The organism is Pantoea sp. SYBGC1, assembly GCF_057197005.1.
The window spans coordinates 141605-165147 of record NZ_JBXUNM010000006.1 but is presented as its reverse complement, the minus strand read 5'-3'; the positions used below and the strand labels follow the sequence as shown (position 1 = coordinate 165147).

Sequence of the window (23543 nt, the reverse complement as noted above, 5' to 3'; positions counted from 1 at the left end):
TTCAACCAGGGCGCCATGAATGGCGTCATCAGACGGGTGCGATATTCGGCCAGGGCGCCATGAATGGCGCCCCTACAGGAACGTAGGGGGCGCATTTATGCGCCCCTGGCGTCAGACGGATGCGGTATTCAACCAGGGCGCCATGAATGGCGTCATCAGACGGGTGCGATATTCGGCCAGGGCGCCATGAATGGCGCCCCTACAGGAACGTAGGGGGCGCATTTATGCGCCCCTGGCATCAGACGGGTGCGATATTCAACCGGGGCGCCGCCATGAATGGCGCCCCTACAGAATGTAGGGGGCGCATTTATGCGCCCCTGGCGTCAGACGGGTGCGGTATTCAACCGGGGCGCCATGAATGGCGCCCCTACAGAACGTAGGGGGCGCATTTATGCGCCCCTGGCGTCAGACGGATGCGATATTCAACCAGGGCGCCATGAATCGCGCCCCTACAAAAATGTAGGGGCGCATTTATGCGCCCCTGGCATCAGACGGATACGGTATTCAACCAGGGCGCCATGAATGGCGCCCCTACAGAACGTAGGGGGCGCATTTATGCGCCCCTGGCATCAGACGGATACGGTATTCAACCAGGGCGCCATGAATGGCGCCCTGCGATCACAGCCAGTTTTTACGTTTGAAATAGAGATAAGGTGCCAGGCCCGCCAGCATCATCAGGCAGATTGCGCCAGGATAGCCGAAGCTCCATTTTAGCTCAGGCATAAACTCAAAGTTCATACCATAGCTGGAGGCCACCAGCGTTGGCGGCAGGAACACCACCGAGACCACTGAGAAGATCTTGATGATGCGGTTCTGTTCGATATTGATAAAGCCCATCGCCGCCTGCATCAGAAAGTTGACCTTCTGGAACAGGGATTCATTGTGCGGCAGCAGCGATTCGATATCGCGCAGGATTTCGCGCGCCTGCTCCAGCTGGTTACCCGGCAGGCGCGCCTTACGCACGAGAAAGTTGAGCGCACGCTGCGTATCCATCAGGCAGAGACGGACTTTCCAGCCGATATCTTCCAGCTCGGCGAGACGCGACAGCGCCTCGTCATACTCTTCACCCTGCTGACCTTCCATAATCACGCGGCTCAACTTCTCCAGCGCGCTATAGATATTTTCAATCTCATCCGCCAGCTGCTCAATCTTGGTCTCGAACAGATCCAGCAGCAGCTCATAGGCGTTACCGTCAGTCAGCTGCTGATTACGGGCGCGCATGCGGTAAAGGCGAAAGGCTGGCAGCTCGCGCTCGCGCAGCGTATAGAGGCGATCTTCGCGGATTGTAAAGGCCACGGTGGAGTTGCCGGCGTGATCTTCAGCATCTTCAAAGAAAAAGAATGAGTGGATATGCAGGCCATCTTCATCTTCAAAGAAGCGCGCCGAGGCTTCAATATCTTCCAGTTCCGGACGCGTTGCCAGGCTCTGTCCCAGCTCTGACTGCACGCGCTCGCGCTCGCTGTCATCCGGCTCGATGAGATCGACCCATACCGACGTGTTGAGTTTATCGTTGTTGTCTTCCAGCTCGATGCGCGTCAGGCGATCGCGCTCAAGTTTAAATGCGCTCAGCATAGCAATACTCCCCATTGCAGACCAAATGGGACAGGGCGGTGCCCGTCACGTCCGAAACGTAACGGACACGGCAAAGCCTTAACGCGGAAACTTTCGCTTCAGGGTGTGATCAGTGCTGACTCATGCGACGGATAAGCAAAGGAGGTCGCGGATAACCTTTCAGGCTACCTGCGTAAAGAGGTAGCCTTAGATATTCCTGCTAAACAGGATGTTGAGCCAGCATCGACTGGGCGCGTCCAAGGCATTGTCCTCTCATGATAATAGTGCGCGCATGTTACGCTGAGACGAAAAAGTCGTCAAGGTAGCGCAGCCGCGCTACATCGCCTCCAGCCGCGCATACGCGGCGACCAGCCACTTAATGCCCTGCCCCTGAAAGGCGACCTGCAGGCGACTGTGCTCGCCGCTGCCTTCCAGATTAATAATGGTGCCTTCGCCAAACTTCGCGTGGCGCACCCGCTGACCCAGGGTAAAGCCGCTGTCGCTTTTGCTGGTGGGCGTGCCCATGCGCTGATGGCTGACCGGACGGCTGACGCTGGCGCGCAGGCGCACTTCCTCCACGCACTCTTCCGGCAGTTCGCCAATAAAGCGCGACGGACGATGATAGACTTCCTTGCCGTAAAGCCGCCGCGTCTCGGCGTAGGTGAGCGTCAGCTTGACCATCGCCCGGGTGACGCCAACATAGGCCAGCCGCCGCTCCTCCTCCAGACGCCCGCCCTCATCCAGCGACATCTGGCTCGGGAACATGCCCTCTTCCATGCCAACAATAAAGACCTGCGTAAACTCCAGCCCTTTTGCCGAGTGCAGCGTCATCAGCTGTACGGCATCCTGCCATTTATCCGCCTGACCTTCGCCCGCTTCCAGCGCGGCGTGCGATAAAAACGCCTGCAGCGGCATCAGATCTTCATCTTCATCCTGATAGCTGAACTGGCGGGTGGCCGTGACCAGCTCCTCTAAGTTCTCAATACGCGCCTGGCCTTTTTCGCCTTTTTCCTGCTCATACATCAGCCACAGGCCGGAGTCTTTAATCACGCGATCGGTCTGCACATGCAGCGGCATCTCTGCGGTTTCATGCGCCAGCGCATCAACCAGTTCGCAGAAGCGCTGCAGTGCCGACGCCGCCCGGCCTGCCAGGGCGCGATTCTGCAGCAGTTCCCGCGTGGCCTGCCACAGCGTAAGCTGTTTTTCGCGCGCCGTCTGACGCACCACATCAAGCGTCCGATCGCCCACGCCGCGCGTCGGCGTATTGACCACGCGCTCAAACGCGGCGTCGTCGTTACGGTTGGCAATCAGGCGCAGATAGGCGAGCGCATCTTTGATCTCCTGACGTTCAAAGAAGCGCATACCGCCATAAATACGGTATGGCATGCTGGCCTGCAGCAGCGCCTCTTCCAGCACGCGCGACTGGGCGTTACTGCGATAGAGAATCGCGCAATCCTGCAGCGCATTACCGTTCTCATGCCAGGTTTTGATGCGGTTAACCACAAAGCGCGCTTCATCCAGCTCGTTAAACGCACAGTAGATTGAAATTTTTTCGCCATCGCTGCCGTCGGTCCAGAGCTCTTTTCCGAGCCGTCCGCTGTTGTTGGCGATCAGGGCGTTGGCGGACTTCAGGATATGGTTAGTGGAGCGATAGTTCTGCTCAAGGCGGATCGTTTCCGCACCGGGAAAGTCCTGCAGGAAGCGCTGGATATTTTCGACCTGCGCGCCGCGCCAGCCGTAGATGGACTGATCGTCATCGCCGACAATAATTACCCGGCTGCTGTCGCCCGCCAGCATGCGGATCCACGCATACTGAATGTTGTTGGTGTCCTGAAACTCATCGACCAAAATATTGCTAAAGCGCTCGCGGTAGTGATTCAGGATCTGTGGCTTATGCAGCCACAGCTCATGCGCACGCAGCAGCAGCTCGGCAAAATCGACCAGGCCCGCGCGATCGCACGCCTCCTGATAGGCCTGATAAATACGCAGCCACGTCTGCTCAACCGGATTGTTGTAGCTTTCGATATGTTTTGGCCGCAGACCCTCATCTTTCTTGCCGTTGATGTACCACATGCCCTGCCGCGCCGGCCACTGCTTCTCATCCAGATTCATTGACTTAATCAGACGCTTCAGCAGCCGCAGCTGATCTTCGCTGTCGAGGATCTGAAAATCCTGCGGCAGTCCGGCGTCCAGGTGGTGCGCCCGCAGCAGGCGATGCGCCAGGCCATGGAATGTGCCAATCCACATGCCGCCCTGCCCGCTGCCAATCAGCTGATCGATACGATGACGCATCTCAGCCGCCGCTTTATTGGTGAAGGTGACCGCCATGATGGAGTATGGCGAGCAGTTCTCCACCGACAGCAGCCAGGCGATGCGGTGCACCAGCACACGGGTTTTGCCGCTGCCTGCTCCGGCCAGCACCAGCAGATTGCTGCGCGGTGCGGCAACCGCCTCACGCTGTTTGTCATTCAAGCCGTCGAGCAGATCAGAAACGTCCATAAGCACCGTTTTAAAGAATAGAGTTGCGTACCCTGAGTCATTCGTCCTGCAGCGATGCTGCAGATCTCTGAATGGTCGCGCGCTTACGCAGGTAAGTCGCCAGAGTGAACCGGCACAGCCCGTAAAGCCGTGCGCCGGAGGATACGACTGGATAAATTTACAGCCATTATAGCAGTGAGGTCAGGGATGCCAACCGATGAATTTCAACGTGCGGCAGCAGACGGGCGTCATCAATCTGCATCAGATTGCCGCTGTTCAGATTGATCCAGCACGCCTGCAGGCCGGCGCGCAGCGCGCCTGCAACATCGGTGGTCAGGTCATCGCCAACGTGCAGGATCGCCTCCGGCGCAATAGCCAGCCGCTCCGCCGCGAGATGATACATATCCTGCCACGGCTTGGCGCGACCGTGCGGACCGGCGCGCAGCGTAAACTGAAAGTAGTGCTGAATGCCGAGCTTTTCCGGATCGGCATTGCCGTTGGTGATCGCCACCAGCGGCACGCGCTCGCCGAGCCAGCGCAGCGTCTGGTGCGTCTCTTCCGGCATCACAACCTGACTGCGCCAGTGGTGAAAGGTGCGCATCACCTCTCCTGCGCCCGCGGCAGCGTCGGCTGCCGGCAGGCCAATATTCAGCAACGCCAGTTCCACTGAACGGCGGCGCCACTCTGAGACGTCGTGATAAATATCGGGCTCGCGCACCAGCAGCTCATCACGCAGCTGCTGATAATCGGCCGGCGTGAATTCACGCAGCGCCGGGTGAAACGCCTGCAGCGCCGCATGCGTCTCCTGCGCGGTCTTGCGGATCACCGGGCGGTTGTCATACAGCGTATCATCCAGATCGAAGGTCAGCGCCTTAACCGGATGCAGGGAGCGGTAAAACTTCATTCTGATTTTCCTCGTTTGGCACGCGGATGCGCGGCATCGTAGACCGAGGCCAGATGCTGGAAATCGAGATGGGTGTAGATCTGTGTGGTCGAGAGATTGGCATGCCCGAGCAGCTCCTGTACCGCACGCAAGTCGCCACTTGACTCCAGCAGGTGGGTGGCAAAAGAGTGGCGCAGCTTATGCGGATGAATATGGCTGGCCACGCCCTGCCTGATGCCCCACTCGGCAAACCGCTTCTGCACGTTGCGCGCAGAAATCCGGCTGCCGCGCGAAGAGACAAACAGCGCATCATCCTGCGGAGCAAAACTGTCGCGCAGCGCCAGCCAGTGCTGCAGCCAGGTCACCGCCGTTGCGCCAACCGGCACGCGCCGCTCTTTACTGCCTTTACCCAGCACCTGGACTTCACCCGACTCCGCATCAAGATCGCGGCAGTTGATCCCGACCAGCTCGCTGAGACGCAGGCCGCCGCCATACATGGTTTCAAGCATCGCGCGATCGCGCACCGCCAGCGGGTCATTAAGGTCAATCTCCAGCAGCTGCGTGACTTCATCCACGTCCATATTCTTTGGCAGATGGCGGGCGTTACGCGGCGTGGCGATACCTTTCGCCGGATTTGCGCTCAGCATGCCCTGGCTGACCTGCCAGTCAAGAAAGCTGCGCAGGGCAGACATACGCAGCGCCAGACTGCTCGCCTGCAGGCCATCGCGCCGGCTGCGCGCCGCCAGGCTGCGCACCTGCGCCGGCTCCAGCTTCGACCATTCGGTTAACTGCATGCTCTCCGCGAGCGCCACAAGCGCCAGCAGCTGGCGACGATAGTTTTTTTGCGTCAGTGGACTGAGCTGGCGTTCTACCTGCAGATAGCGCAGAAAGGCGTCGACGGCGGGCAGCAGCGTACTCATACGCGCTCGATCCAGCGCGCCAGCAGCGCCGGCAGCATCTGGGCCAGGTGCTGCAGTAAGAGTGTCCCCATGCCAGCCTGATAGTGCTGATTGTCGCGGCTGCTGAAGATTATGACGCCCGCTTCACCCCGCTCGCCCAGCAGCGACATTGCAACCGAGCCGACGGCTTTCGCCTGCGGCAGCAGCAGCAAAAGCTCCGGTCCGTTCAGGCTGCCAAGATAGTGCTGCTGCTGACCAAAACGCTGAATACGCAGCGGCTCAAACGCCTGTCGCGCCAGACCCAGCTGGATAAAATCAGAGGGTGCGCCGAGGCGCCATTGATCGCTGAACAGCCGCACATTGGCGCCCGCCAGACCCAGCTCGCGCGCCCAGCGCTGCAGGCGGTTCAGCATCTCCTGCAGGCTGTCAGCGGCGGCGAGATGTCCCTGCAGCGCCAGCAGGCGATCGAAGAGCTGATGATTGGCGTTGGCCTGCTCCATCAGCAGCGTGATCTCCTCTTCCAGTTGACGGATGTGGTTGCGCTGGCGCGCCATATGCCACTCTACCAGCGAGACGCTGCCGCGCACCGCGTGCGGCACCGCCATCTGTTCAACCTGACGTGCGTTGCGGATAAAAAAATCGGGGTTCTGCTGCAGATAAGCGCTGACGGCGCGATCGTTGAGCTGCACCGCGCTGTCAGTCTGCTCTTCCGGGTATTTCATAAATGGATAAATCCGTCATAAACGTGGGTGGCGGGTCCGGTCATATATAGTGGCTGTCCGGCCCCCTTCCAGGCGATATGCAGCGTGCCGCCTGGCAGGTCGACACGCACTTTTTCTGCCAGCAGCCCCTGCTGAATACCACAGGCTACGGCTGCACAGGCGCCGCTGCCGCACGCCTGCGTTTCGCCGGCTCCGCGCTCATAAACGCGCAGGCGTACGTGCTCACGGCTGACCACTTCCATAAAGCCGACGTTAACGCGTTCCGGGAAGCGCTCGTGACTCTCCAGCGCTGGCCCCAGCGTCTCAACGGCTGCAGTTGTCACGCTCTCAACCTGAATCACGCAGTGCGGATTACCCATTGAGACGGCACCAAACATTACGGTCTGCTCAGCGACGCGCTGCAGATAGAGATTCTCCGCCTTGTTAGCGCGCAGCGGCACGCGCTGCGGATCAAAGTCAGGCTCGCCCATATTGACCCGCACCAGCTCATCGCTGGTCACGCTCAGCACCATACGTCCGGTTTGGGTACTGACGCGAATATCATTTTTATTGGTCAGCCCTTTGAGGCGCACAAAGCGGGCGAAACAGCGCGCGCCGTTGCCACACTGCGCCACTTCACTGCCGTCAGCGTTAAATATGCGATAGTGAAAGTCGAGATCCGGATCGTAGGGTGGTTCTACGATCAGCAGCTGATCAAAGCCGATCCCCAGATGCCGATCCGCCAGGCGGCGAATCAATTCCGGCGAAAAAAAGACGTTTTGTGTCACTGCATCCACGACCATAAAGTCGTTGCCGAGACCGTGCATTTTCGAGAACTGCATTTTCTGCTCCGCCGGATTACTCATTGAATTTAGTTTGACTGTACGCCTGATGAGCTGCCGGTGACCAGGCCCCCGGTATCCGCCTGCTGAGCGGCCTGCTGCTGCTGTTCTGTCGGCTTGTCGTTCTGCTGCGGCTTATCCGCGGGCGGGAAGTATAACGGGCCTTTCAGGCCGCAGCCTGCCAGGCTGACCAGCATCAGCGCCATGCCCAACTGGCTTATGACTCGTCTCATTTTATCTGCTCATATTGTCCAATTCTCAGCTGCTTATCATCGCAGCTGATGGTGTAAAAGCAACAGGAAATATCGGACAGAGTGGCCGCGCAGGCTGGCTGAAAACCCGCGATCAGTGCACCTGATAACGCGGCATAAAATCGGCGTTGTCGTTATCCGGTGGGGTCGAACAGAGCTGCGTCAGGGTCTGACTGCGGAACGGGATCACCTGAAAACGGTCGCCGGTGTTCACGATTTGATAAAACTGCGGCAGATTGAAATTGATAAAGCTTGAGCCGTAGGTAAAGCGATCGTGTGACGAGGAGTAGAAACGGCTGACGTCGCGCACCAGCTCCTCTTTGCTGCCTTCGCAGTGGTGGTAAATCTCCACACGATTACTTTCATCGAGAATATAGATATTGAATCCGCGATCGTCGCTGGTGTCTTCAAAAAAGAACTGAATAATGCCTTCGCTGGCGTAGCCGTTTACCACCGGCGGCAGCGGAGTCTGATTCGATTCGACCTTGATCGATAATCCATGCAGCTTGTTATTGGAAATTGCGCCGTAAAACTCTACCGCGTTTTCCAGCTTCTGCACCGAGACGCTCATGCGTTCAAAGAAGAGTCCCCACGTCTGTCCTGCAACGCGAATCGCTTTAAAGCGGCCCGGCTCCTGCCGCGTACTCGACAGGCGCAGCTCAATGCACTCAGATACCAGCTGCTGTACCCGCGTGCGGATCAGGCCACGCAGATGCTGACTGTAGCAAAATACCTCAACCGTATCGGGCGGCGCCGCATCCTGATGCATCTTGCCCAGAATGGTTTTCAGCGCGTCAATCATCGCCTGTTCACCGCTGAAATGCAGGGTGCGTACTTCATTCCATGAGTTGCGGTAGAGCAGATCGACGCTGCCAATCAGACACTGCTGCTGCTGACCAAAGCTGAAGACATCCAGCTTGCGGAAATCAAAGTGCACCACCTGGTTGCGGAATGCCGCGGTGGGATCGTGCTCAAGATTGACAATGATCGCCAGATGGCGGATTTCGCACGGGCTGTAGAGCGCTTTTGGCGTAGGCGCCGGCAGGCGCAGCGGAAAGTGGCCGGAGACATCGCTGACCAGCTCCTGCAGACGCGCCAGGTCGCACAGCTCGTTACCTTTAATGTGCAGACGCGTTTTCTGCGTCAGTAATCCGTTGAACCATGCCCACGCCACCAGCTTGTTCAGGTAGCGGTTATATTCCAGCGGCTGATGGCTGATAATCGAACTCATATCCGGCGACTGATTATAGAGATACCAGCCAGGCCGGTTCGCGCGCCCGGCGGGCACGTGGATAAAGGTCAAATTCTCTTCTGACAGATCGGGGGATATTTGCGGGTTAACCAGCGTGACTTTACCCGGCAGCGCTTCAAAAGCGGCATATAGTTTACGCGTCAGTACGCCGATATCCTGCGGGCTGGCACTGACGCTTAAATTGTTCCGGCGCGCAAAGCGGATCAGATTACGATAGCTCTGCATCATCGCATCCAGCAACTCATTATGCGCCTCGCGCACGCGCTCGATCTTCCACTCCGCCCGATTATCCAGAACGGCGAGTTTCTCATCGTCCCAGCCCCAGGCTTTTACCAGCTGCAGCAGGATTTCGCGCCGCCAGCCGTTGCGGGCGTGCTGATCGTCTCCGGAAAGCTTCTCGCACACTTTCAGATAGAAACAGCGCCGCACCAGGTCGAGGCGGGCGTGATCTTCCACACTGGTCAGATAGCGCGTAACCCGCTCCAGCATCATGCAGTAGGGATCCAGCCCGAAACTGACGATCTCACCTTCATGCAGGCGCTGTCTGATATCCATCGCCAGCAGCTGTGTATTGGGATACTCCCAGCTGTACGCTTCCAGCAGCAGCGTTTTCAGCACCGCTTTATAGGGGGAATCGATACTTTTATAGAGCTGCCACAGGCTGGCGCCAAAATACTCTTCTGCCGAGAGCGTACCGAGGCCGCCTAAATCGAGCCATTCGTTTGGGGTCAGTACGCCCTGTGAATAGAGCGACATGACGTAATCGTCATAGTGATGCTCTTCCTCATTCGGCACCATATTCCACAGAATACGCTTACCCGCCATGCGCACTGCCGTACGGTAGAACTCATCGAGCAGCAAAATATGCTGGGTCGATCCGCAATCCTCACCGCCGAGGCTGCCGCTCTCGTTATGGCGAAAACGGTTTTCATCAATCAGGAAAAAGCTGACTTCCACACCCATTGACACACACCACTTCTGTAACAGCGTACACTTACGCTGCAGGGCCAGACGCTCTTCGTTATCAAGCCAGGAGTGGTGGCAGACCCAGATATCCAGATCGGATGCGCTGTTCTGTCCGACTGACGAGGTGCTGCCCATTGAGTAGATAGCGGTAATTGGCCGTTCGCCCCCGGCCGCTGGCGTCAGGTCTGCCGCCGCTTTGCCGGTGACGGTATGCAGCAGCTGCTGTTGCTGTTCATCAGGCGTGAAGAAGCAGACGCCGTGTGGAACGTTACCTTCGAGGTAACCCGGCATCAGAGGATGATGATAGTGCAATAATGTTGGCAGCAGACTGTAGACGTGCTGGAAAGCAGGCCCCATGGCAGCCAGCGCGCGATCTACACGCAGCTGGTTAATCGCATCCAGTCTCTGTTTAAGTGTCTCAATGTAGAGGTACAAGACGTTTCGCCTGATTGTCCCAGTGTTAAGCACCCTGCTTCCAGCGTCTGCCATTTTAATAATGAGGTATGCAGGCAAATTATTGCTGGAAACGTGATCAATCTAACACCAGAAGGATTGACCGTAAAGAAAGTTGCGCTACATGACAGTTTAGCATCTGCCACAGAGCAACCCGCTTTTTTTGCGCCACGCCTGCTGAGGTGTGGCGAGCCACAGATGAATAGTGCGGCCTTTTCAATCCGTTGAAACTGACAGCATTCCCCTATCGATGATAGGATAATCGATGAACGATCAAAATGGTTAACGGTATGTTAAACAAAATTTTCAGAATTGCTACCCGTCAAAGTCCTCTCGCACTCTGGCAGGCACAATATGTTCAGCAGCGCCTGATGGCAGCCCATCCGGGCCTGCAGGTAGAGCTGGTGCCGATGGTGACCAAAGGCGATGTTATTCTCGATACCCCGCTGGCAAAAGTGGGCGGCAAGGGTTTGTTCGTAAAAGAACTGGAACAGGCCATGCTGGAGAATCGCGCCGATCTGGCGGTGCATTCCATGAAAGATGTGCCGGTTAACTTTCCGGAAGGCCTGGGTCTGGTGACTATCTGCGAACGTGAAGATCCACGCGACGCCTTTGTCTCTAATCACTATAACGCTATCGATGAGCTGCCTCAGGGTGCCGTAGTCGGCACCTCCAGCCTGCGCCGCCAGTGTCAACTGAGCGCACGCCGGCCTGACCTGGTTATCCGTTCGCTGCGCGGCAATGTCGGCACCCGTCTCGGCAAGCTTGATGCGGGTGAATATGATGCCATTATTCTGGCCGCTGCCGGTCTGAAACGCCTTGGGCTGGAAGATCGCATTCGTCAGGCGCTGCCTGCAGAGCTTTCACTGCCCGCCGTGGGACAGGGTGCCGTAGGCATTGAGTGCCGGCTTGATGACAGCGCATTAATCACGCTGCTGCAGGCGCTGAACCACAGTGAAACAGCAGTGTGCGTACGGGCTGAGCGCGCCATGAATACCCGGCTTGAGGGTGGATGTCAGGTGCCGATCGGCAGTTTTGCCGTACTGGAAGATGACCAGCTCTGGCTGCGCGGTCTGGTCGGTGCGCCCGACGGCAGCCAGATGGTAACCGGTGAGCGCCGTGGCCCGCGTGAGCAGGCGGAGCAGATGGGCATTTCGCTGGCTGAAGAGCTGCTGAATAAAGGCGCGCGCGAAATTCTGCATGAGGTTTATCAGGGGCAGCCACCGGTATGACTATCCTTGTGACCCGTCCGGAACCGGCTGCCAGCGAGCTGGTTGCGCGCCTGCGCAGCCTGGGCAAGCTGGCGTGGGCGTTTCCGCTAATTGAATTTACGCCGGGTCGCGATTTAGCACAGTTACCGCAACAGCTGACGGCGCTGCGGCCAGGCGATCTGGTGTTTCTGCTGTCACAGCAGGTAGTGAATTTCGCCCATCCGGCGCTGCAGCACAGCCAGACAGCCTGGCCCGCTGCCGCTGACTACTATGCGATTGGCCGCTCAACCGCGCTGGCGCTGCATACCGTCACAAATCTCAAAGTAGACTATCCTCATGCGCGGGAGATCAGCGAAGAGCTGGTTCGCCTGCAGCGCCTGCAGCAGGTCAGCGGCAAGCGCGCGCTGATCCTGCGCGGCAGTCCCGGTCGGGAATTATTAGCTGAAACTCTCATCGAACGTGGCGCAGAAGTGCAATACTGTGAGTGCTATCAGCGCAATGAGAAGCACTACGACGGCGCTATTGAGGGCCGGCGCTGGCGCGACCGCGGGATCACCACGCTGGTGGTAACCAGCGGTGAAATGTTAAAACAACTCCATGCACTGTTTCCGCCAATCGATCGGCGGGAGTGGTTACTGCACTGTCGACTGGTGGTCGTCAGTGAACGTTTGGCTACCCAGGCCGCTGAAGCGGGCTGGCAGGAGATAGACGTAGCCGATGGTGCCGATAACGACGCGCTGCTGCGTGCGTTACGCTGAACTTAACAATGGGATGAGCCACAATGACGGAACACAAAGCTTCCTCCGCCATGGTTGAAGAAACTACCCCAGCGGACACTTCCCCGACGCCAGAAAACCAGCCACCACGCAAAAAACAGCGCGATGGCCGGGTATTAAGCGCCGTGGCAATTGTGATTGCGCTGGCGATTGGCGCAGGCCTTTACCTCAACGGGAAACATCAGGCCGATGTACAGGCTCAGACTAACCAGCAGCTCAGTGAGCAGCTCAGCGCGCTGCAGCAGCAGCTTGGCAGCGACAAACGCCAGCTGACGCAGCAGCTGACTGACGCGGGCACTGCCCTGCAGGAAGCGCGCACTAAGCAGGATAACAGTGCAAAAGAGCTGGAGACGCTGCGCGAAAAAGTCGCCACTATTTCCGGTAATGATACCCGCACCTGGCTGCTGGCACAGGCTGACTATCTGGTCAAACTGGCGGGCCGCAAACTCTGGAGCGATCAGGATGTCACCACGGCCGCTGCTCTGCTGAAAAGTGCCGATACCAGTCTGGCTGAGATGAACGATCCCAGCATGACCAATGTCCGCCGGGCGCTGACGCAGGATATCAGCTCACTTTCGGCCGTCAGCCAGGTCGACTACGACGGCATTATTCTTAAACTGAATCAGCTCTCTAATGGTGTAGACAATCTGCGCCTGGCGGACAACGATAACGACGATGCGCCAATGGATAGCGACGGTGGCGAACTCTCCGGCTCGCTGCACGAATGGCGGCAGAATCTGGTGAAGAGCTGGCATAACTTTATGGATGATTTCATTACCATCCGCCGCCGCGATAATACCGCTCAGCCGCTTCTGGCGCCTAATCAGGACGTCTATCTGCGTGAGAATATCCGCTCCCGTCTGCTGGTTGCTGCGCAGGCGGTGCCGCGTCATCAGGAGGAGATCTATAAGCAGTCGCTGGATGCGGTATCGAGCTGGGTACGCGCCTGGTATGACACTAACGATGCGGCGACCCGGGCGTTTCTTGCACAGCTGGATGAGCTGAGCCAGCAGACTATCTCAATGGACGTGCCGGATTCGCTGGAGAGTCAGCCGCTGCTGGAAAAACTGATGCAAACGCGCGTGCGCAATCTGCTGGCGCAGCCATCGGTTGCGGCTGAACAACAGGGAGGCTGACCATGCTAAAAGTACTGGTACTTTTCCTGCTGTTGCTGGCTGGCGTCGTGCTGGGCCCGATGGTCGCCGGGCATCAGGGTTATGTGCTGATCCAGACGGATAACTGGAATATTGAGACCAGCGTGACGGGGCTGGGGATTATCCTGATCCTGAGCCTGCTGGTGATTCTGCTGGCAGAATGGATCCTGCGCCGTCTGTTCCGCACCGGCGTCCGTACGCGCGGCTGGTTCACCGGCCGCAAACGTCGCAGCGCGCAGCGTCACACGCAGCATGCGCTGATGAAGCTGGCTGAAGGTGACTATCAGCAGGCCGAGAAGCTGCTGGCGAAGAATGCCGATCACGCCGATCAGCCGGTAGCAAACTATCTGCTTGCGGCCGAAGCGGCACAGCAGCGCGGCGACGAAATCCGCGCTAATCAGCATCTGGAACGCGCCTCTGAACTGGCAGATAACAATACTATCCCGGTAGAGATCACCCGGGTCCGGCTGCAGCTGGCGCGCAATGAAGATCATGCGGCGCGTCACGGTGTCGACCGTCTGCTGGAGGTTGCGCCGCGCCATCCGGAGGTGCTGCGTCTGGCGGAGCAGGCCTATATTCGCACCGGTGCCTGGAGTGCCCTGCTGGATATTCTGCCCGCGATGCAAAAAGCCAAAGTTAACGATGATGCGCAGCGTCATGCGCTGCAGCAGCAGGCGTGGCTGGGCCTGATGAATCAGGCGATGGCCGATCAGGGTAGTGAGGGCCTGAAGCGCTGGTGGCAGAGTCAGAGCCGCAAGACGCGTCAGGAGACTGCGCTGCAGGTCGCCATGAGTGAGCATCTGATCGAGTGCAACGATCCCGACACGGCTCAGGATATCGTGCTGGACGGTCTGAAAAAGCAGTATGACGATCGGCTGGTGCTGCTGATGCCGCGCATTAAAAGCGGCAACCCTGATGCGCTGGAGAAAGCGCTGCGTCAGCAGATCAAACAGCATGGCGCAACGCCGCTGCTGCACAGTACGCTGGGGCAGCTGCTGATGCGCCACGGCGAATGGCAGCAGGCCGCCGATGCGTTTGAACAGGCGCTGGCGCAGCGTCCTGATGCGTTTGACTATGCCTGGCTGGCGGACGTCTACGATCGCCTGCAGCGTCCGGAGGATGCGGCCAGCATGCGCCGCGAGGGTCTGCTGATGACGCTGAAGAACAATCCGGCAACCTGATTTATGCTTGTTGTTTGTCTGCCGGGCTTGTCCCGGCTTTTTTTTGCCTGAACCGTGCCATCCCGCCGCAAAAAGATAAAAAAACACCTGCCAGAAGCAGGTGTAAGATCAGGTCGTAAGACAACTGATGGTATCCGACTCAACGTAATGTCCGTCTAACTACAGTAGCGCACAGCGTTACTGCCAGGCTGGACAACGGATACCGTAAGGGGCTCTGCATCATTCCCAGGTTTATGTCGCCAGGGCGGACATAAGAGGTGGAATGAGCATCTACGACAGGAAGTATTGCACAAGATGTGCCAAAATGGCATTTTTCTTAAAAAGCTTTTAGGGTTCAGGAAGTTAACGCTGCTGTTCTTCTATCTGAAAAGCGGGATGCCGCAGGCAGTATGCCACTGCGGTCATTTCTGTCGCAAAACCACGACAAACAGATCTCTTGCGGAATAAAGATAATATTATCAATTAGTTATTTGTCGCAAAAATACGACAATAACTGCAGGGGTCGCATTGCGGGTTCAAACCAGGGCGCCATAAATGGCGCCCCTGCGAAATCGTAGGGGTCGCATTTATGCGACCCTGGCCGCAGATCGTAGGGGCCGCAGACCCTATCACGGGTTACGTGGTTACGTATCAAATCCGCCTTTAACCAGGGCGCCATAAATGGCGCCCCTGCGAAATTGTAGGGGTCGCATTTATGCGACCCTGGCCGCAGATCGTATCGCGGGTTACGTCATTACGTATCGCACCCGCCTTTAACCAGGGCGCCATAAATGGCGCCCCTACGGTTTTTTGGGGCCGCAGATCGTATCGCAGGTTACGTCATTACGTATCGCATCCGCCTTTAACCAGGGCGCCATAAATGGCGCCCCTGCGGTTTTTTGGGGCCGCGATCGTATCGCGGGTTACGTCATTACGTATCGAATCCGCCTTTAACCAGGGCGCCATAAATGGCGCCCCTGCGGTTTTTTGGGGCCGCAGACCCTATCACGGGTTACGTGATTACGTATCAAATCCGTCTTTAACCAGGGCGCCATAAATGGCGCCCTTACGGTTTTGTGGAGGCCGCAGATCGTATCGCGTATTTTCAGGGTTCGCAGATCGTGTCGCGTGTTTTCTGTAGGGGTCGCATTTATGCGGCCCTGGCCACAGATTACACGCAAACGAAAAAAGCCTGCTTTTTCAAGCAGGCTTTTCGAATATGGTCGGCGAGAGAGGATTCGAACCTCCGACCCACTGGTCCCAAACCAGTTGCGCTACCAAGCTGCGCTACTCGCCGATTTTTTACTTCTTTACTTCTGTTACTAAAATTCTGCCTGGTGCGAAGAGAGGGACTTGAACCCTCACGTCCGTAAGAACACTAACACCTGAAGCTAGCGCGTCTACCAATTCCGCCACCTTCGCATGTCCCAGCAAAATCTGGGGTGGCTAATGGGACTCGAACCCACGACAACTGGAATCACAATCCAGGGCTCTACCAACTGAGCTATAGCCACCATAATTCTGGTGCGTAAGCTGTCACGCTTACTATTCACTGCATAACGCGGTTAAAACAAACCACCGAAGCTCTTGCGCCTGAAAGAAAATGGCGCGCCCGACAGGATTCGAACCTGAGACCTCTGCCTCCGGAGGGCAGCGCTCTATCCAGCTGAGCTACGGGCGCGTAGCGCCGTTGCGGATGGGCATACTACGTATTTGGCTTCACCCTGTCCAGTGCTTTTTAAAGAAAAAAACGCGTTTGGTTATGCTTTGTGCATTCCGTCGATAAATAGCGCAATTTCATGCTTATAAGCTAAAAAATCGCTGGATTAATCAGCAGCCTCAGAGATCGCCCCGCCAGTGGTAGCGCAAATATTTCAGCAGCTTTAACTGCCGGCGCCAGCGTGAAGGCTGCCGGATCAGCCGATAGAGCCACTCCAGCCCCAGACGCTGCCAGAGACGTGGTGCACGGGTAACGTTGCCGGTGAAAACATCATACGTGCCGCCCACCCCCATATAGAGTGCGTCGGGCCAGTGCTGGCGGCAGTCACGCATCAGAAGCTCCTGACGTGGTGAGCCCTGCGCTACGGTAACGATTTTTGCGCCGCTCGCAGCGATACGTGCAAACAGCGCCTCGCGGTCAGCCGGGGCAAAATAGCCGTTCTGGCTGCCAACAATATTTACGTTCCACTGACGCTGCAGTTTGTCGCAGGTCTCCTGCAGTACCTGCTCGCGGCCGCCAATTAAAAATACCGGGATCCCGGTGCGTCCGGCGCGCTCCATCAGCGCCTCCCACAGATCGGCACCGGCAATGCGACTAACCTGCAGCTGCGGATACTTTTTGCGCAGCGAGCGGACAATACTGATGCCATCCGGATATTTAAACTCAGCTTCGCTAATCAGAGCGCGCAGCTGCGCATCTTCTTCCAGCGTCAGCATCTTTTCAGCATTGATGGCAATCAGCGTACCGCAACGGGGCGTATTGTCAGGCAGCAGAAAGCTGACAAAGCTCTCCATATCGTTAAACGCGTGCAGATCAACGCCGCGTATCGCGTAATGCGGCTCAGTGGTCTTCATGGTTTTCATCTTCCGTTTGCCCGGTGATCAGGAGGAACCGCGCAGCGCCTGAACACGACGCGGACGAATAAGCCCTGCGCGCGCCAGCAGCCAGCTGAGCAGCTTTGCCAGGCCTGTACAGGCGGCAAAAATGATGCAGAAAAACACCACGCGCGAGCCGAATGCGTCCAGCCCCTCGCGAGCGAGAACGATCATGTTAAACACCGCGCCGAAACAGAAACTCTGCAGCACCGCGCCGCTATAGCGGTTGTCGCTGTCACGTCCCTGCGTATAAAGCGCGTCAAAGCCTTTCATCAGGAGACCCACCGCGACCGCACCCAGTGGAATAAACAGCACGCCACCCATGATCAGCAGCGAACCGATCAGCGTCGGCGAAATGGCCAGGCCGGAGTGGTTATTCAGCACTTCCCAGGTAAAGTAGTTAGCGCTGTTCAGGATCGCAGAGGGGCGATCGGGCCACAGCCAGCCCGGAATAAAGACATAAAAGTCGCGCCAGAGCGGCGCCAGCCCCTGAAAGTCGATTTTGTCATAGTTCTGCAGCAGCAGCGCCAGGTTCTCCCACGGCGAGAACGTATCCCGCGTCAGGTAGAGAAACGTATAAAAGGCCTCTGCCCCGGCCACATCCAGGTTGTAGCGCCGCAGCGCCAGCCAGAACATACCGCAGATCGCCATCGCGCCTGCCCCTGCCAGCATCCAGAGCGTGATCCAGCCGCGCGTAATACCGATGAACAGAAACAGCGCAAAAGCGATGATGATGTTTGCGCGCGTACCGCCCACCAGCGCATAGGTCAGCAAGCCAAACGCCACCGTCACCAGCAGAAACAGCAGCCACTGCCGCTGTGTCGGATGCAGAAAATAGCGGATTAGCATCGCCGGAATAAAGAAATAGAAGAAGCGCTTGAGCGCCACGCCAGAAACCTCACTCGAGAAAATCTGGTTATAGGCGGAGAGCCGGAACAGCAGCAGCCCGTTATGCATGAAAAACACGGTCACCGTGCCAATCGCCACCAGCGCCAGCAGCAGGCAGGTGAGATGCGTCTCCACCCGATCCATAACCAGCCACGGCTTGCGCGGCGCGGCACTGGCTGGTCGCAGCCGGACTTTATAACTGACGTAATAAATAGCGTAGAAGCTGGTGGCTGCCAGCAGCGCCTGCAGCAGAAAGGCTGGCGGTACCACGGCCACATCAAAGCGGAACACCAGTATGCTGGTCAGCGGAAAACCAAAGTAGAAGGTCAGCAGAAACAGCAGCGTAAAGAAGAGATGAAAGTTAAAGCGCACGCGCCTGAACTCACGCCAGGTGAGCGTCAGGATAAAGCCCAGCGAGCAGAGATAAACCACCAGCAGACCACTAAACTGCAGCAGACTCATGATGCACTTCCTTCACTCAGGCTGAGCGCATGGCGCCAGCCGGCAAGATAGCCCGGCGCAAAAAAAGCGATGGCCGGCTTGTCACACGCCGTCAGCTGGCGCTGCGCTTCCGCAATGCGGCTGGCATCAAGTTCATCACAGCTGAACAGCACCGGAACACCCTGCTCGCTGAGATCGCGCCAGAACGGATTTTTACGGTTCAGCACAAAGGGAATGTTAGCCTGAATCAGCAAACAGAGCGTGCCAATCCCTTGCTGCCGCTCAAACATAAAATAGCCAAGCTGGCAGCGTCTGAGCAGCTGCAGGTAGGCTGGAAAATCGAGCCTGTCGCGGATCAGCGTAACCTGCCCGGCCGGAAACAGACGCTGCGCCGCCGCATCGATCTCATCGATATAGGCATAGTTGTTGGCCGGGTAGCCAAGCGGGACCAGCACGCTGACCTGCTCGCCAAACTGCCGGCGTATCGCCTGTAATCCTTCAACGTGCCGGTTGCTGCGATCGCCGGAGTTACCCAGCAGGATCGTCAGCGCACCCTCCGATACTGTGGCTGACGGCAGCGCAATATCAGGCATGCGCGTCGGAAAATAGAGCAGTGACGCCGGCACCTGCGGATGCCGCTGCTGATAAAAAAAGAGATCGCCGCGCGTAGCAAATACCTGAGCCACACGCCCCTGTGCGATGCGTCGCAGCAGATAGAACAGACGATATTTCAGCCCGGCGCCCTCTTCATACAGGTCAGCCCCCCAGACATGCCAGAACGCCTGATGACGGCGGATCTTTCCACTGAGCAGCGCCAGCCAGATACGCGGGTTAAACTGTCCGTGAAAGAAAAAGCGCTGAGAGCGATCGGCGGCACGCGCTATCACCGCCTGCGCCAGCGCGGCTTTAGTGGTGAAAGTTTCGATCTGCAGCTGGCTACAGGCGGGCAGCGAGCCAGGCGCAGCAACCACCATAAAGCGGCGCGGCGCGGCGGCAGGCAATTCAGTGCCCATCACGTCATTAAAGAAACGCAGCACCGTCTGATTGTGATGCGGGATATCAGATCCCAGCACATGAAATAACGTCATTTTGTCCGGCAATAAATCAGGAAAGCGCCACAGCAAAGGGCAAAATAGAGTATATAGGTCGCCATATACGCCTGCGCTGCGCCAGCCGCGCCGTGAAGCGGGATCAGCCAGCGCGAAAACAGCGTCAGCAAAGCAAACTGGCTGATCTCGGTGAGAATATAGAAGCGCAGCGACGCTTTGGCGATCACCAGATATCCGAAAACATAGGCGCCGACTTTAAAGAGATCGCCACATAACTGCCAGATAAAAAGATCGCGCATGCCGCTAAACTGCGGAGAAAACAGCAGCCAGATCGCCATGTCGCGCAGCAGCCAGACAGCGAAACTGGCGGCCGCCACCGCCGGCAGTACAAACCGCAGCGCGCGGCCTATCTCCCGCGCAATCTGCTGCTTATCCTCCAGGCGTGCCAGCGTCGGCAGCAGCCAGACGCTGAAAGTGGCGGTAATAAACTGCAGATAGGCGTCAGAGATCGTCGTCACGCCCTGCCATAATCCCACCTGCGCCCAGCCCTGCTGTTCCGCCAGCAGATTACGCATCATCACCCACGCAACCGGCAGCGTGATCGACGTCATCAGCGCCATCAGCGTATACTTTGCCAGATTGCGTGCCCGTTCCGGCTGCCATACCGGCCTGAGCCAGCGCAGCGGCAGCACCGCACGATGTCGCCGCAGCATAATCAGCGCCGGTACTACCAGCAGCGTCGGAACCAGCGCCAGTCCCGCCAGCGCTCCCTGATAACCGCCCAGCCACCAGCAAATAATATAACCGGCCACGCCTGTCAGGCTGCCGGTTATCAGCGCCAGCGCATTGCCGCGCGCATCGCGAAAGCCTTTCAGCAGCGCCAGCGCCAGGTTTGCCCAGGCGATGCCAAACTGCAGAAACGCCACGATGCGCACCACGCTCTGGTAGTGCTCATGCCCAAACAGCACCCGGCTGACCGGTGCCGCGCCCAGCAGCAGACCGGCGGCCAGCAGCGCCGAGAAGCCCAGCACCATCGCAGAGGCCGTGCCGGTCAGCGCCCGCAGCTGTGCAGGTTCATGCTGCAGCTGCGCCACGCTGGCGGTCACGCCATTAAAAATGCCTGCGCCGGCCAGTACGCCGAGCACGGTGATCAGCTGCCGGAAGTTACCCGCCTGCCCGACGCCTTCCGGACCGAAACTCAGCGCCAGCAGCTTTATCACCAGCAGGCCAGCCGCAATTTTTACCAGCGTGGAGGCCGCGGTCCAGACCGATGCTTTTGCCAGCGACATCAGGCAAAGTAGCTCAGCAGAGAGCTAATCACGGTACGCTGATTGTTATCTGACAGGTTATAGAACAGCGGCAGGCGCAGCAGGCGCTCGCTGTCGCGCGTGGTGACGCGATCTTCACCGTGGAAGCGGCCAAACCGCTCACCGGCAGGCGACGTATGCAGCGGGATATAGTGAAATACCGTGAGGATTTCCGCTTCTTTCATCCAGCGTATCAGCGCTTCGCGATCGTCGCTGTCGCGCAGTTTCAGATAGAACATATGCGCGTTATGACGGCAGCTATCCGGCACTGCCGGCAGCGCGATCCGCCCCTGAGCCGCCAGCGGCTGCAGCGCATCGTAGTAGCGCTGCCACAGTCGCAGTCGCTGCTGATTAATGGTCTGTGCCGCTTCCAGCTGCGCCCAGAGATAGGCTGCCTGCAGATCGGCCATCAGGTAGCTTGAGCCGATATCGCGCCAGGTATATTTATCCACCTGACCACGGAAAAACTGACTGCGGTTGGTGCCTTTTTCCCGGATAATTTCAGCACGCTCGGTGAGCGCCGCATCATTTATCAGCGTCGCGCCGCCTTCACCTCCGGCGGTGTAATTTTTCGTTTCGTGAAAGCTAAAGCAGCCGATGTGCCCGATGGTGCCAAGCGCGCGGCCTTTATACTGTGACATGACGCCCTGTGCAGCATCTTCGATGACATAAAGCTGATGCTTTGCGGCCAGCGCCATAATAGTGTCCATTTCACACGCCACGCCCGCATAGTGTACCGGTACGATAGCGCGCGTTTTCGGCGTGATCGCAGCCTCAATCAGTGTCTCATCGATGTTCATCGTATCCGGGCGCACGTCAACAAAGACAATGGTGGCACCGCGCAGCACAAACGCGTTTGCGGTGGAGACAAAGGTATAGCTCGGCATGATCACTTCATCACCGGGCTCGATGTTGATCAGCAGCGCGGCCATCTCCAGCGAGGCGGTGCAGGAGGGCGTCAGCAGCACTTTTTTACTGCCAAAATGCTGCTCCATCCACTGCTGGCAGCGGCGGGTAAAGCCGCCGTCACCGCACAGCTTGCCGCTGGCCATCGCCGACTGCATATAGTCTGTTTCAGTGCCCACCACAGGGGGCGCGTTAAAAGGGATCATGATGCTTTCCTGTAAAACCAGTAGGCGGTGCTTTCCAGCCGGGCACCGCAGCGTAAATAGAGGCGCATCGCTGCAAGATTGCTGAGCTGCGTGGCAACGCGCAGCTGCGCCAGCTGGCGCACCCGGCCCCAGTCAGCCGCAGCCAGCAGCAGACGCTGGCCGGTTCCCTGCGACCGGGCGTCAGGCAGCACCGCCAGCAGTCCGATACGCACATCGCCGTTCACTTCACGCAGGGAGACAAAGCCCTGCAGGCTGCCCTGTTCATCGCAGGCGATCAGGCACTGGTGATCAAAGGTGCCGCGCACCGCGTTTTCAATCCACTGCGCATAAAACCGGCCGCTGTCGGCCGCGTCAAACCACGGGGCACGAAACCGGCTCTGGCTGAAGGCTTCTGCGGCGGCGGCACGCAGCGCCGGGATTTGCGCCTCACGCGCAATTCGTATGCCGGGCTGACGCGCCGTCTGCGTCAGCGGTAACGTCAGATCGGCTTCTCCCTCAACCAGCTGAAAGCCGTGCTGGCAGACCGCATCAATCGCCGCAGTCTGCTCTGCCGGAACTTTTATCTGCAGCAGTCCCGTCGCCTGCTGCAGCGCCTGCGGCAACGTCAGCTCACCCTGCAGCGTCAGGCGCGCCGTGGGCTGATGAAAGAACTCACTCTCCCACTCAAGGGGATCAATACTGACGCGGACGGGCATGTAAAATATCCAGCAGATACCGGCCGTAGCCGGTTTTGGTTAACGCCTCGCCTGCCGCCTGTAGCTGAGCATCGCTCAGCCAGCCGTTGCGCCAGGCAATCTCTTCCAGGCAGGCTATCTTGAATCCCTGCCGCTTTTCTACCGTCTGCACAAAGACGCTGGCCTCAACCAGGCTGTCATGCGTGCCGGTATCCAGCCAGGCGAACCCGCGCCCCAGCAGCTCAACAGAGAGTGAGCCCGCCTCCAGGTACATCTGGTTAATCGCCGTAATTTCCAGCTCACCGCGCGCCGAGGGCTGGACGCGCTTGGCAAACTCCACCACGCGGCGATCGTAAAAGTAGAGTCCGGTCACCGCCCAGCGCGATTTTGGCTGCGCCGGCTTCTCTTCGATTGAAAGCGCATTAAACGCCTCATCAAATTCCACCACGCCGAACCGCTCGGGATCCATCACCTGGTAAGCGAAGAGCGTCGCCCCTTCCGTCCGGGCAGCCACTTTTTTCAGCTTCGGACTAAAACCCTGACCAAAGTAGAGATTGTCGCCCAGCACCAGACAGCAGTGGTCGTCACCAATAAACGATTCACCAATAATAAACGCCTGCGCCAGTCCATCCGGGCTTGGCTGTTCAGCATAGGAGAGCCGGACACCAAACTCACTGCCATCCCCCAGCAGTCGCTCAAAGTGCGCCCGGTCCTCAGGCGTGGTAATGATTAACACATCGCGGATGCCTGCCAGCATCAGCACTGAAAGGGGATAATAGATCATCGGCTTGTCATACACCGGCAGCAGCTGCTTGGAAATTGCGCGGGTAATCGGATGCAGGCGCGTGCCTGAACCACCCGCCAGAATAATACCTTTCATCATTGCTCCTTCTGGCTCTG

Annotated in this window: 20 protein-coding genes and 4 tRNA genes; 4 read left to right on the top strand and 20 right to left on the bottom strand. The window is 58.0% G+C overall.

The window, feature by feature from the left end:
- Positions 1 to 618 precede the first annotated feature (618 nt).
- The 9 genes from corA to AC2CF9_RS12395 all read right to left on the bottom strand — a co-directional run bounded on the left by corA (position 619) and on the right by AC2CF9_RS12395 (position 10258).
- The gene (gene corA / locus AC2CF9_RS12435; RefSeq protein WP_039381760.1) at positions 619 to 1572 is read right to left on the bottom strand and encodes a magnesium/cobalt transporter CorA; all 954 of its coding nucleotides are present in this window, start codon (positions 1570 to 1572) and stop codon (positions 619 to 621) included.
- A gap of 186 nt (positions 1573 to 1758) precedes the next feature.
- On the bottom strand, positions 1759 to 1812 hold the full coding sequence (gene ysgD / locus AC2CF9_RS12430) for a YsgD/CorL family protein (protein WP_349919670.1): 54 nt from the start codon (positions 1810 to 1812) through the stop codon (positions 1759 to 1761).
- 75 nt (positions 1813 to 1887) lie between these two features.
- Positions 1888 to 4050 carry a DNA helicase II gene (uvrD, locus tag AC2CF9_RS12425; RefSeq protein ID WP_150017878.1) on the bottom strand — a complete coding sequence of 721 codons (2163 nt, stop codon included), beginning with the start codon at positions 4048 to 4050 and terminating at the stop codon, positions 1888 to 1890.
- Between the two features lie 166 nt (positions 4051 to 4216).
- Positions 4217 to 4933 (bottom strand): 5-amino-6-(5-phospho-D-ribitylamino)uracil phosphatase YigB, encoded by a 717-nt coding sequence (gene yigB, locus AC2CF9_RS12420; RefSeq protein WP_484557143.1) that lies wholly within the window; start codon positions 4931 to 4933, stop codon positions 4217 to 4219.
- Entirely contained in the window at positions 4930 to 5832 is a 903-nt protein-coding gene (gene xerC, locus AC2CF9_RS12415; protein ID WP_150017876.1) for a tyrosine recombinase XerC, read from the bottom strand. The genes yigB and xerC overlap by 4 nt, the downstream gene beginning before the upstream one ends.
- Positions 5829 to 6533 (bottom strand): DUF484 domain-containing protein, encoded by a 705-nt coding sequence (locus tag AC2CF9_RS12410; protein ID WP_150017875.1) that lies wholly within the window; start codon positions 6531 to 6533, stop codon positions 5829 to 5831. Before AC2CF9_RS12410 ends, xerC begins: the two co-directional genes overlap by 4 nt.
- Entirely contained in the window at positions 6530 to 7354 is an 825-nt protein-coding gene (gene dapF / locus AC2CF9_RS12405) for a diaminopimelate epimerase (protein WP_150017874.1), read from the bottom strand. The genes AC2CF9_RS12410 and dapF overlap by 4 nt, the downstream gene beginning before the upstream one ends.
- Positions 7355 to 7383: 29 nt before the next feature.
- Complete coding sequence (gene lptM, locus AC2CF9_RS12400; RefSeq protein WP_039381747.1) at positions 7384 to 7587, bottom strand: LPS translocon maturation chaperone LptM; 204 nt, start codon at positions 7585 to 7587, stop codon at positions 7384 to 7386.
- Positions 7588 to 7699: 112 nt separating this feature from the next.
- Entirely contained in the window at positions 7700 to 10258 is a 2559-nt protein-coding gene (locus AC2CF9_RS12395) for a class I adenylate cyclase (protein ID WP_484557142.1), read from the bottom strand.
- A 308-nt stretch (positions 10259 to 10566) separates the two neighbouring features.
- Here AC2CF9_RS12395 and hemC point away from each other — a divergent pair, with 308 nt between their 5' ends.
- The 4 genes from hemC to hemY are packed head-to-tail and all read left to right on the top strand — an operon-like array spanning position 10567 to position 14598.
- The gene (gene hemC, locus AC2CF9_RS12390; protein ID WP_039385678.1) at positions 10567 to 11508 is read left to right on the top strand and encodes a hydroxymethylbilane synthase; all 942 of its coding nucleotides are present in this window, start codon (positions 10567 to 10569) and stop codon (positions 11506 to 11508) included.
- Positions 11505 to 12245 carry a uroporphyrinogen-III synthase gene (gene hemD / locus AC2CF9_RS12385; protein ID WP_484557141.1) on the top strand — a complete coding sequence of 247 codons (741 nt, stop codon included), beginning with the start codon at positions 11505 to 11507 and terminating at the stop codon, positions 12243 to 12245. The genes hemC and hemD overlap by 4 nt, the downstream gene beginning before the upstream one ends.
- Before the next feature lie 23 nt (positions 12246 to 12268).
- Complete coding sequence (gene hemX, locus AC2CF9_RS12380; protein WP_484557140.1) at positions 12269 to 13399, top strand: uroporphyrinogen-III C-methyltransferase; 1131 nt, start codon at positions 12269 to 12271, stop codon at positions 13397 to 13399.
- A gap of 2 nt (positions 13400 to 13401) precedes the next feature.
- Positions 13402 to 14598 (top strand): protoheme IX biogenesis protein HemY, encoded by a 1197-nt coding sequence (gene hemY, locus AC2CF9_RS12375; protein ID WP_484557139.1) that lies wholly within the window; start codon positions 13402 to 13404, stop codon positions 14596 to 14598.
- 1199 nt (positions 14599 to 15797) lie between these two features.
- Here hemY and AC2CF9_RS12370 read toward each other — a convergent pair.
- From AC2CF9_RS12370 to rfbA, 11 genes are all read right to left on the bottom strand, one after another.
- A tRNA-Pro gene (locus AC2CF9_RS12370) sits at positions 15798 to 15874 on the bottom strand.
- 38 nt (positions 15875 to 15912) lie between these two features.
- Positions 15913 to 15999 (bottom strand) — tRNA-Leu (locus AC2CF9_RS12365).
- 16 nt (positions 16000 to 16015) lie between these two features.
- A tRNA-His gene (locus tag AC2CF9_RS12360) sits at positions 16016 to 16091 on the bottom strand.
- A gap of 90 nt (positions 16092 to 16181) precedes the next feature.
- Positions 16182 to 16258, bottom strand: a tRNA-Arg gene (locus tag AC2CF9_RS12355).
- Between the two features lie 158 nt (positions 16259 to 16416).
- Positions 16417 to 17151, bottom strand: coding sequence for a lipopolysaccharide N-acetylmannosaminouronosyltransferase (gene wecG, locus AC2CF9_RS12350; RefSeq protein WP_150017870.1), 735 nt, complete (start codon positions 17149 to 17151; stop codon positions 16417 to 16419).
- Between the two features lie 27 nt (positions 17152 to 17178).
- Positions 17179 to 18522, bottom strand: a complete 1344-nt coding sequence (wzyE, locus tag AC2CF9_RS12345) for an ECA oligosaccharide polymerase (protein WP_108570104.1) — start codon at positions 18520 to 18522, stop codon at positions 17179 to 17181.
- Positions 18519 to 19589: a TDP-N-acetylfucosamine:lipid II N-acetylfucosaminyltransferase gene (wecF, locus tag AC2CF9_RS12340; RefSeq protein WP_484557138.1), complete on the bottom strand. Its 1071-nt coding sequence runs from the start codon at positions 19587 to 19589 to the stop codon at positions 18519 to 18521. Before wecF ends, wzyE begins: the two co-directional genes overlap by 4 nt.
- Complete coding sequence (gene wzxE, locus AC2CF9_RS12335) at positions 19586 to 20839, bottom strand: lipid III flippase WzxE (RefSeq protein ID WP_484557137.1); 1254 nt, start codon at positions 20837 to 20839, stop codon at positions 19586 to 19588. Before wzxE ends, wecF begins: the two co-directional genes overlap by 4 nt.
- Positions 20839 to 21969 carry a dTDP-4-amino-4,6-dideoxygalactose transaminase gene (rffA, locus tag AC2CF9_RS12330; protein ID WP_071668217.1) on the bottom strand — a complete coding sequence of 377 codons (1131 nt, stop codon included), beginning with the start codon at positions 21967 to 21969 and terminating at the stop codon, positions 20839 to 20841. The genes wzxE and rffA overlap by 1 nt, the downstream gene beginning before the upstream one ends.
- On the bottom strand, positions 21966 to 22664 hold the full coding sequence (rffC, locus tag AC2CF9_RS12325; RefSeq protein WP_150017866.1) for a dTDP-4-amino-4,6-dideoxy-D-galactose acyltransferase: 699 nt from the start codon (positions 22662 to 22664) through the stop codon (positions 21966 to 21968). Before rffC ends, rffA begins: the two co-directional genes overlap by 4 nt.
- Complete coding sequence (gene rfbA, locus AC2CF9_RS12320; RefSeq protein ID WP_484557156.1) at positions 22642 to 23523, bottom strand: glucose-1-phosphate thymidylyltransferase RfbA; 882 nt, start codon at positions 23521 to 23523, stop codon at positions 22642 to 22644. The genes rffC and rfbA overlap by 23 nt, the downstream gene beginning before the upstream one ends.
- Between the last annotated feature and the right edge of the window lie 20 nt (positions 23524 to 23543).

What these genes read in the sequence shown, in the direction of transcription:
- corA (WP_039381760.1), bottom strand. Translation starts at nt 1,572, where the DNA reads ATGCTGAGCGCATTTAAACTTGAGCGCGATCGCCTGACGCGCATCGAG.
- uvrD (WP_150017878.1), bottom strand. Translation starts at nt 4,050, where the DNA reads ATGGACGTTTCTGATCTGCTCGACGGCTTGAATGACAAACAGCGTGAG.
- yigB (WP_484557143.1), bottom strand. Translation starts at nt 4,933, where the DNA reads ATGAAGTTTTACCGCTCCCTGCATCCGGTTAAGGCGCTGACCTTCGAT.
- xerC (WP_150017876.1), bottom strand. Translation starts at nt 5,832, where the DNA reads ATGAGTACGCTGCTGCCCGCCGTCGACGCCTTTCTGCGCTATCTGCAG.
- AC2CF9_RS12410 (WP_150017875.1), bottom strand. Translation starts at nt 6,533, where the DNA reads ATGAAATACCCGGAAGAGCAGACTGACAGCGCGGTGCAGCTCAACGAT.
- dapF (WP_150017874.1), bottom strand. Translation starts at nt 7,354, where the DNA reads ATGCAGTTCTCGAAAATGCACGGTCTCGGCAACGACTTTATGGTCGTG.
- lptM (WP_039381747.1), bottom strand. Translation starts at nt 7,587, where the DNA reads ATGAGACGAGTCATAAGCCAGTTGGGCATGGCGCTGATGCTGGTCAGC.
- hemC (WP_039385678.1), top strand. Translation starts at nt 10,567, where the DNA reads ATGTTAAACAAAATTTTCAGAATTGCTACCCGTCAAAGTCCTCTCGCA.
- hemD (WP_484557141.1), top strand. Translation starts at nt 11,505, where the DNA reads ATGACTATCCTTGTGACCCGTCCGGAACCGGCTGCCAGCGAGCTGGTT.
- hemX (WP_484557140.1), top strand. Translation starts at nt 12,269, where the DNA reads ATGACGGAACACAAAGCTTCCTCCGCCATGGTTGAAGAAACTACCCCA.
- hemY (WP_484557139.1), top strand. Translation starts at nt 13,402, where the DNA reads ATGCTAAAAGTACTGGTACTTTTCCTGCTGTTGCTGGCTGGCGTCGTG.
- wecG (WP_150017870.1), bottom strand. Translation starts at nt 17,151, where the DNA reads ATGAAGACCACTGAGCCGCATTACGCGATACGCGGCGTTGATCTGCAC.
- wzyE (WP_108570104.1), bottom strand. Translation starts at nt 18,522, where the DNA reads ATGAGTCTGCTGCAGTTTAGTGGTCTGCTGGTGGTTTATCTCTGCTCG.
- wecF (WP_484557138.1), bottom strand. Translation starts at nt 19,589, where the DNA reads ATGACGTTATTTCATGTGCTGGGATCTGATATCCCGCATCACAATCAG.
- wzxE (WP_484557137.1), bottom strand. Translation starts at nt 20,839, where the DNA reads ATGTCGCTGGCAAAAGCATCGGTCTGGACCGCGGCCTCCACGCTGGTA.
- rffA (WP_071668217.1), bottom strand. Translation starts at nt 21,969, where the DNA reads ATGATCCCTTTTAACGCGCCCCCTGTGGTGGGCACTGAAACAGACTAT.
- rffC (WP_150017866.1), bottom strand. Translation starts at nt 22,664, where the DNA reads ATGCCCGTCCGCGTCAGTATTGATCCCCTTGAGTGGGAGAGTGAGTTC.
- rfbA (WP_484557156.1), bottom strand. Translation starts at nt 23,523, where the DNA reads ATGAAAGGTATTATTCTGGCGGGTGGTTCAGGCACGCGCCTGCATCCG.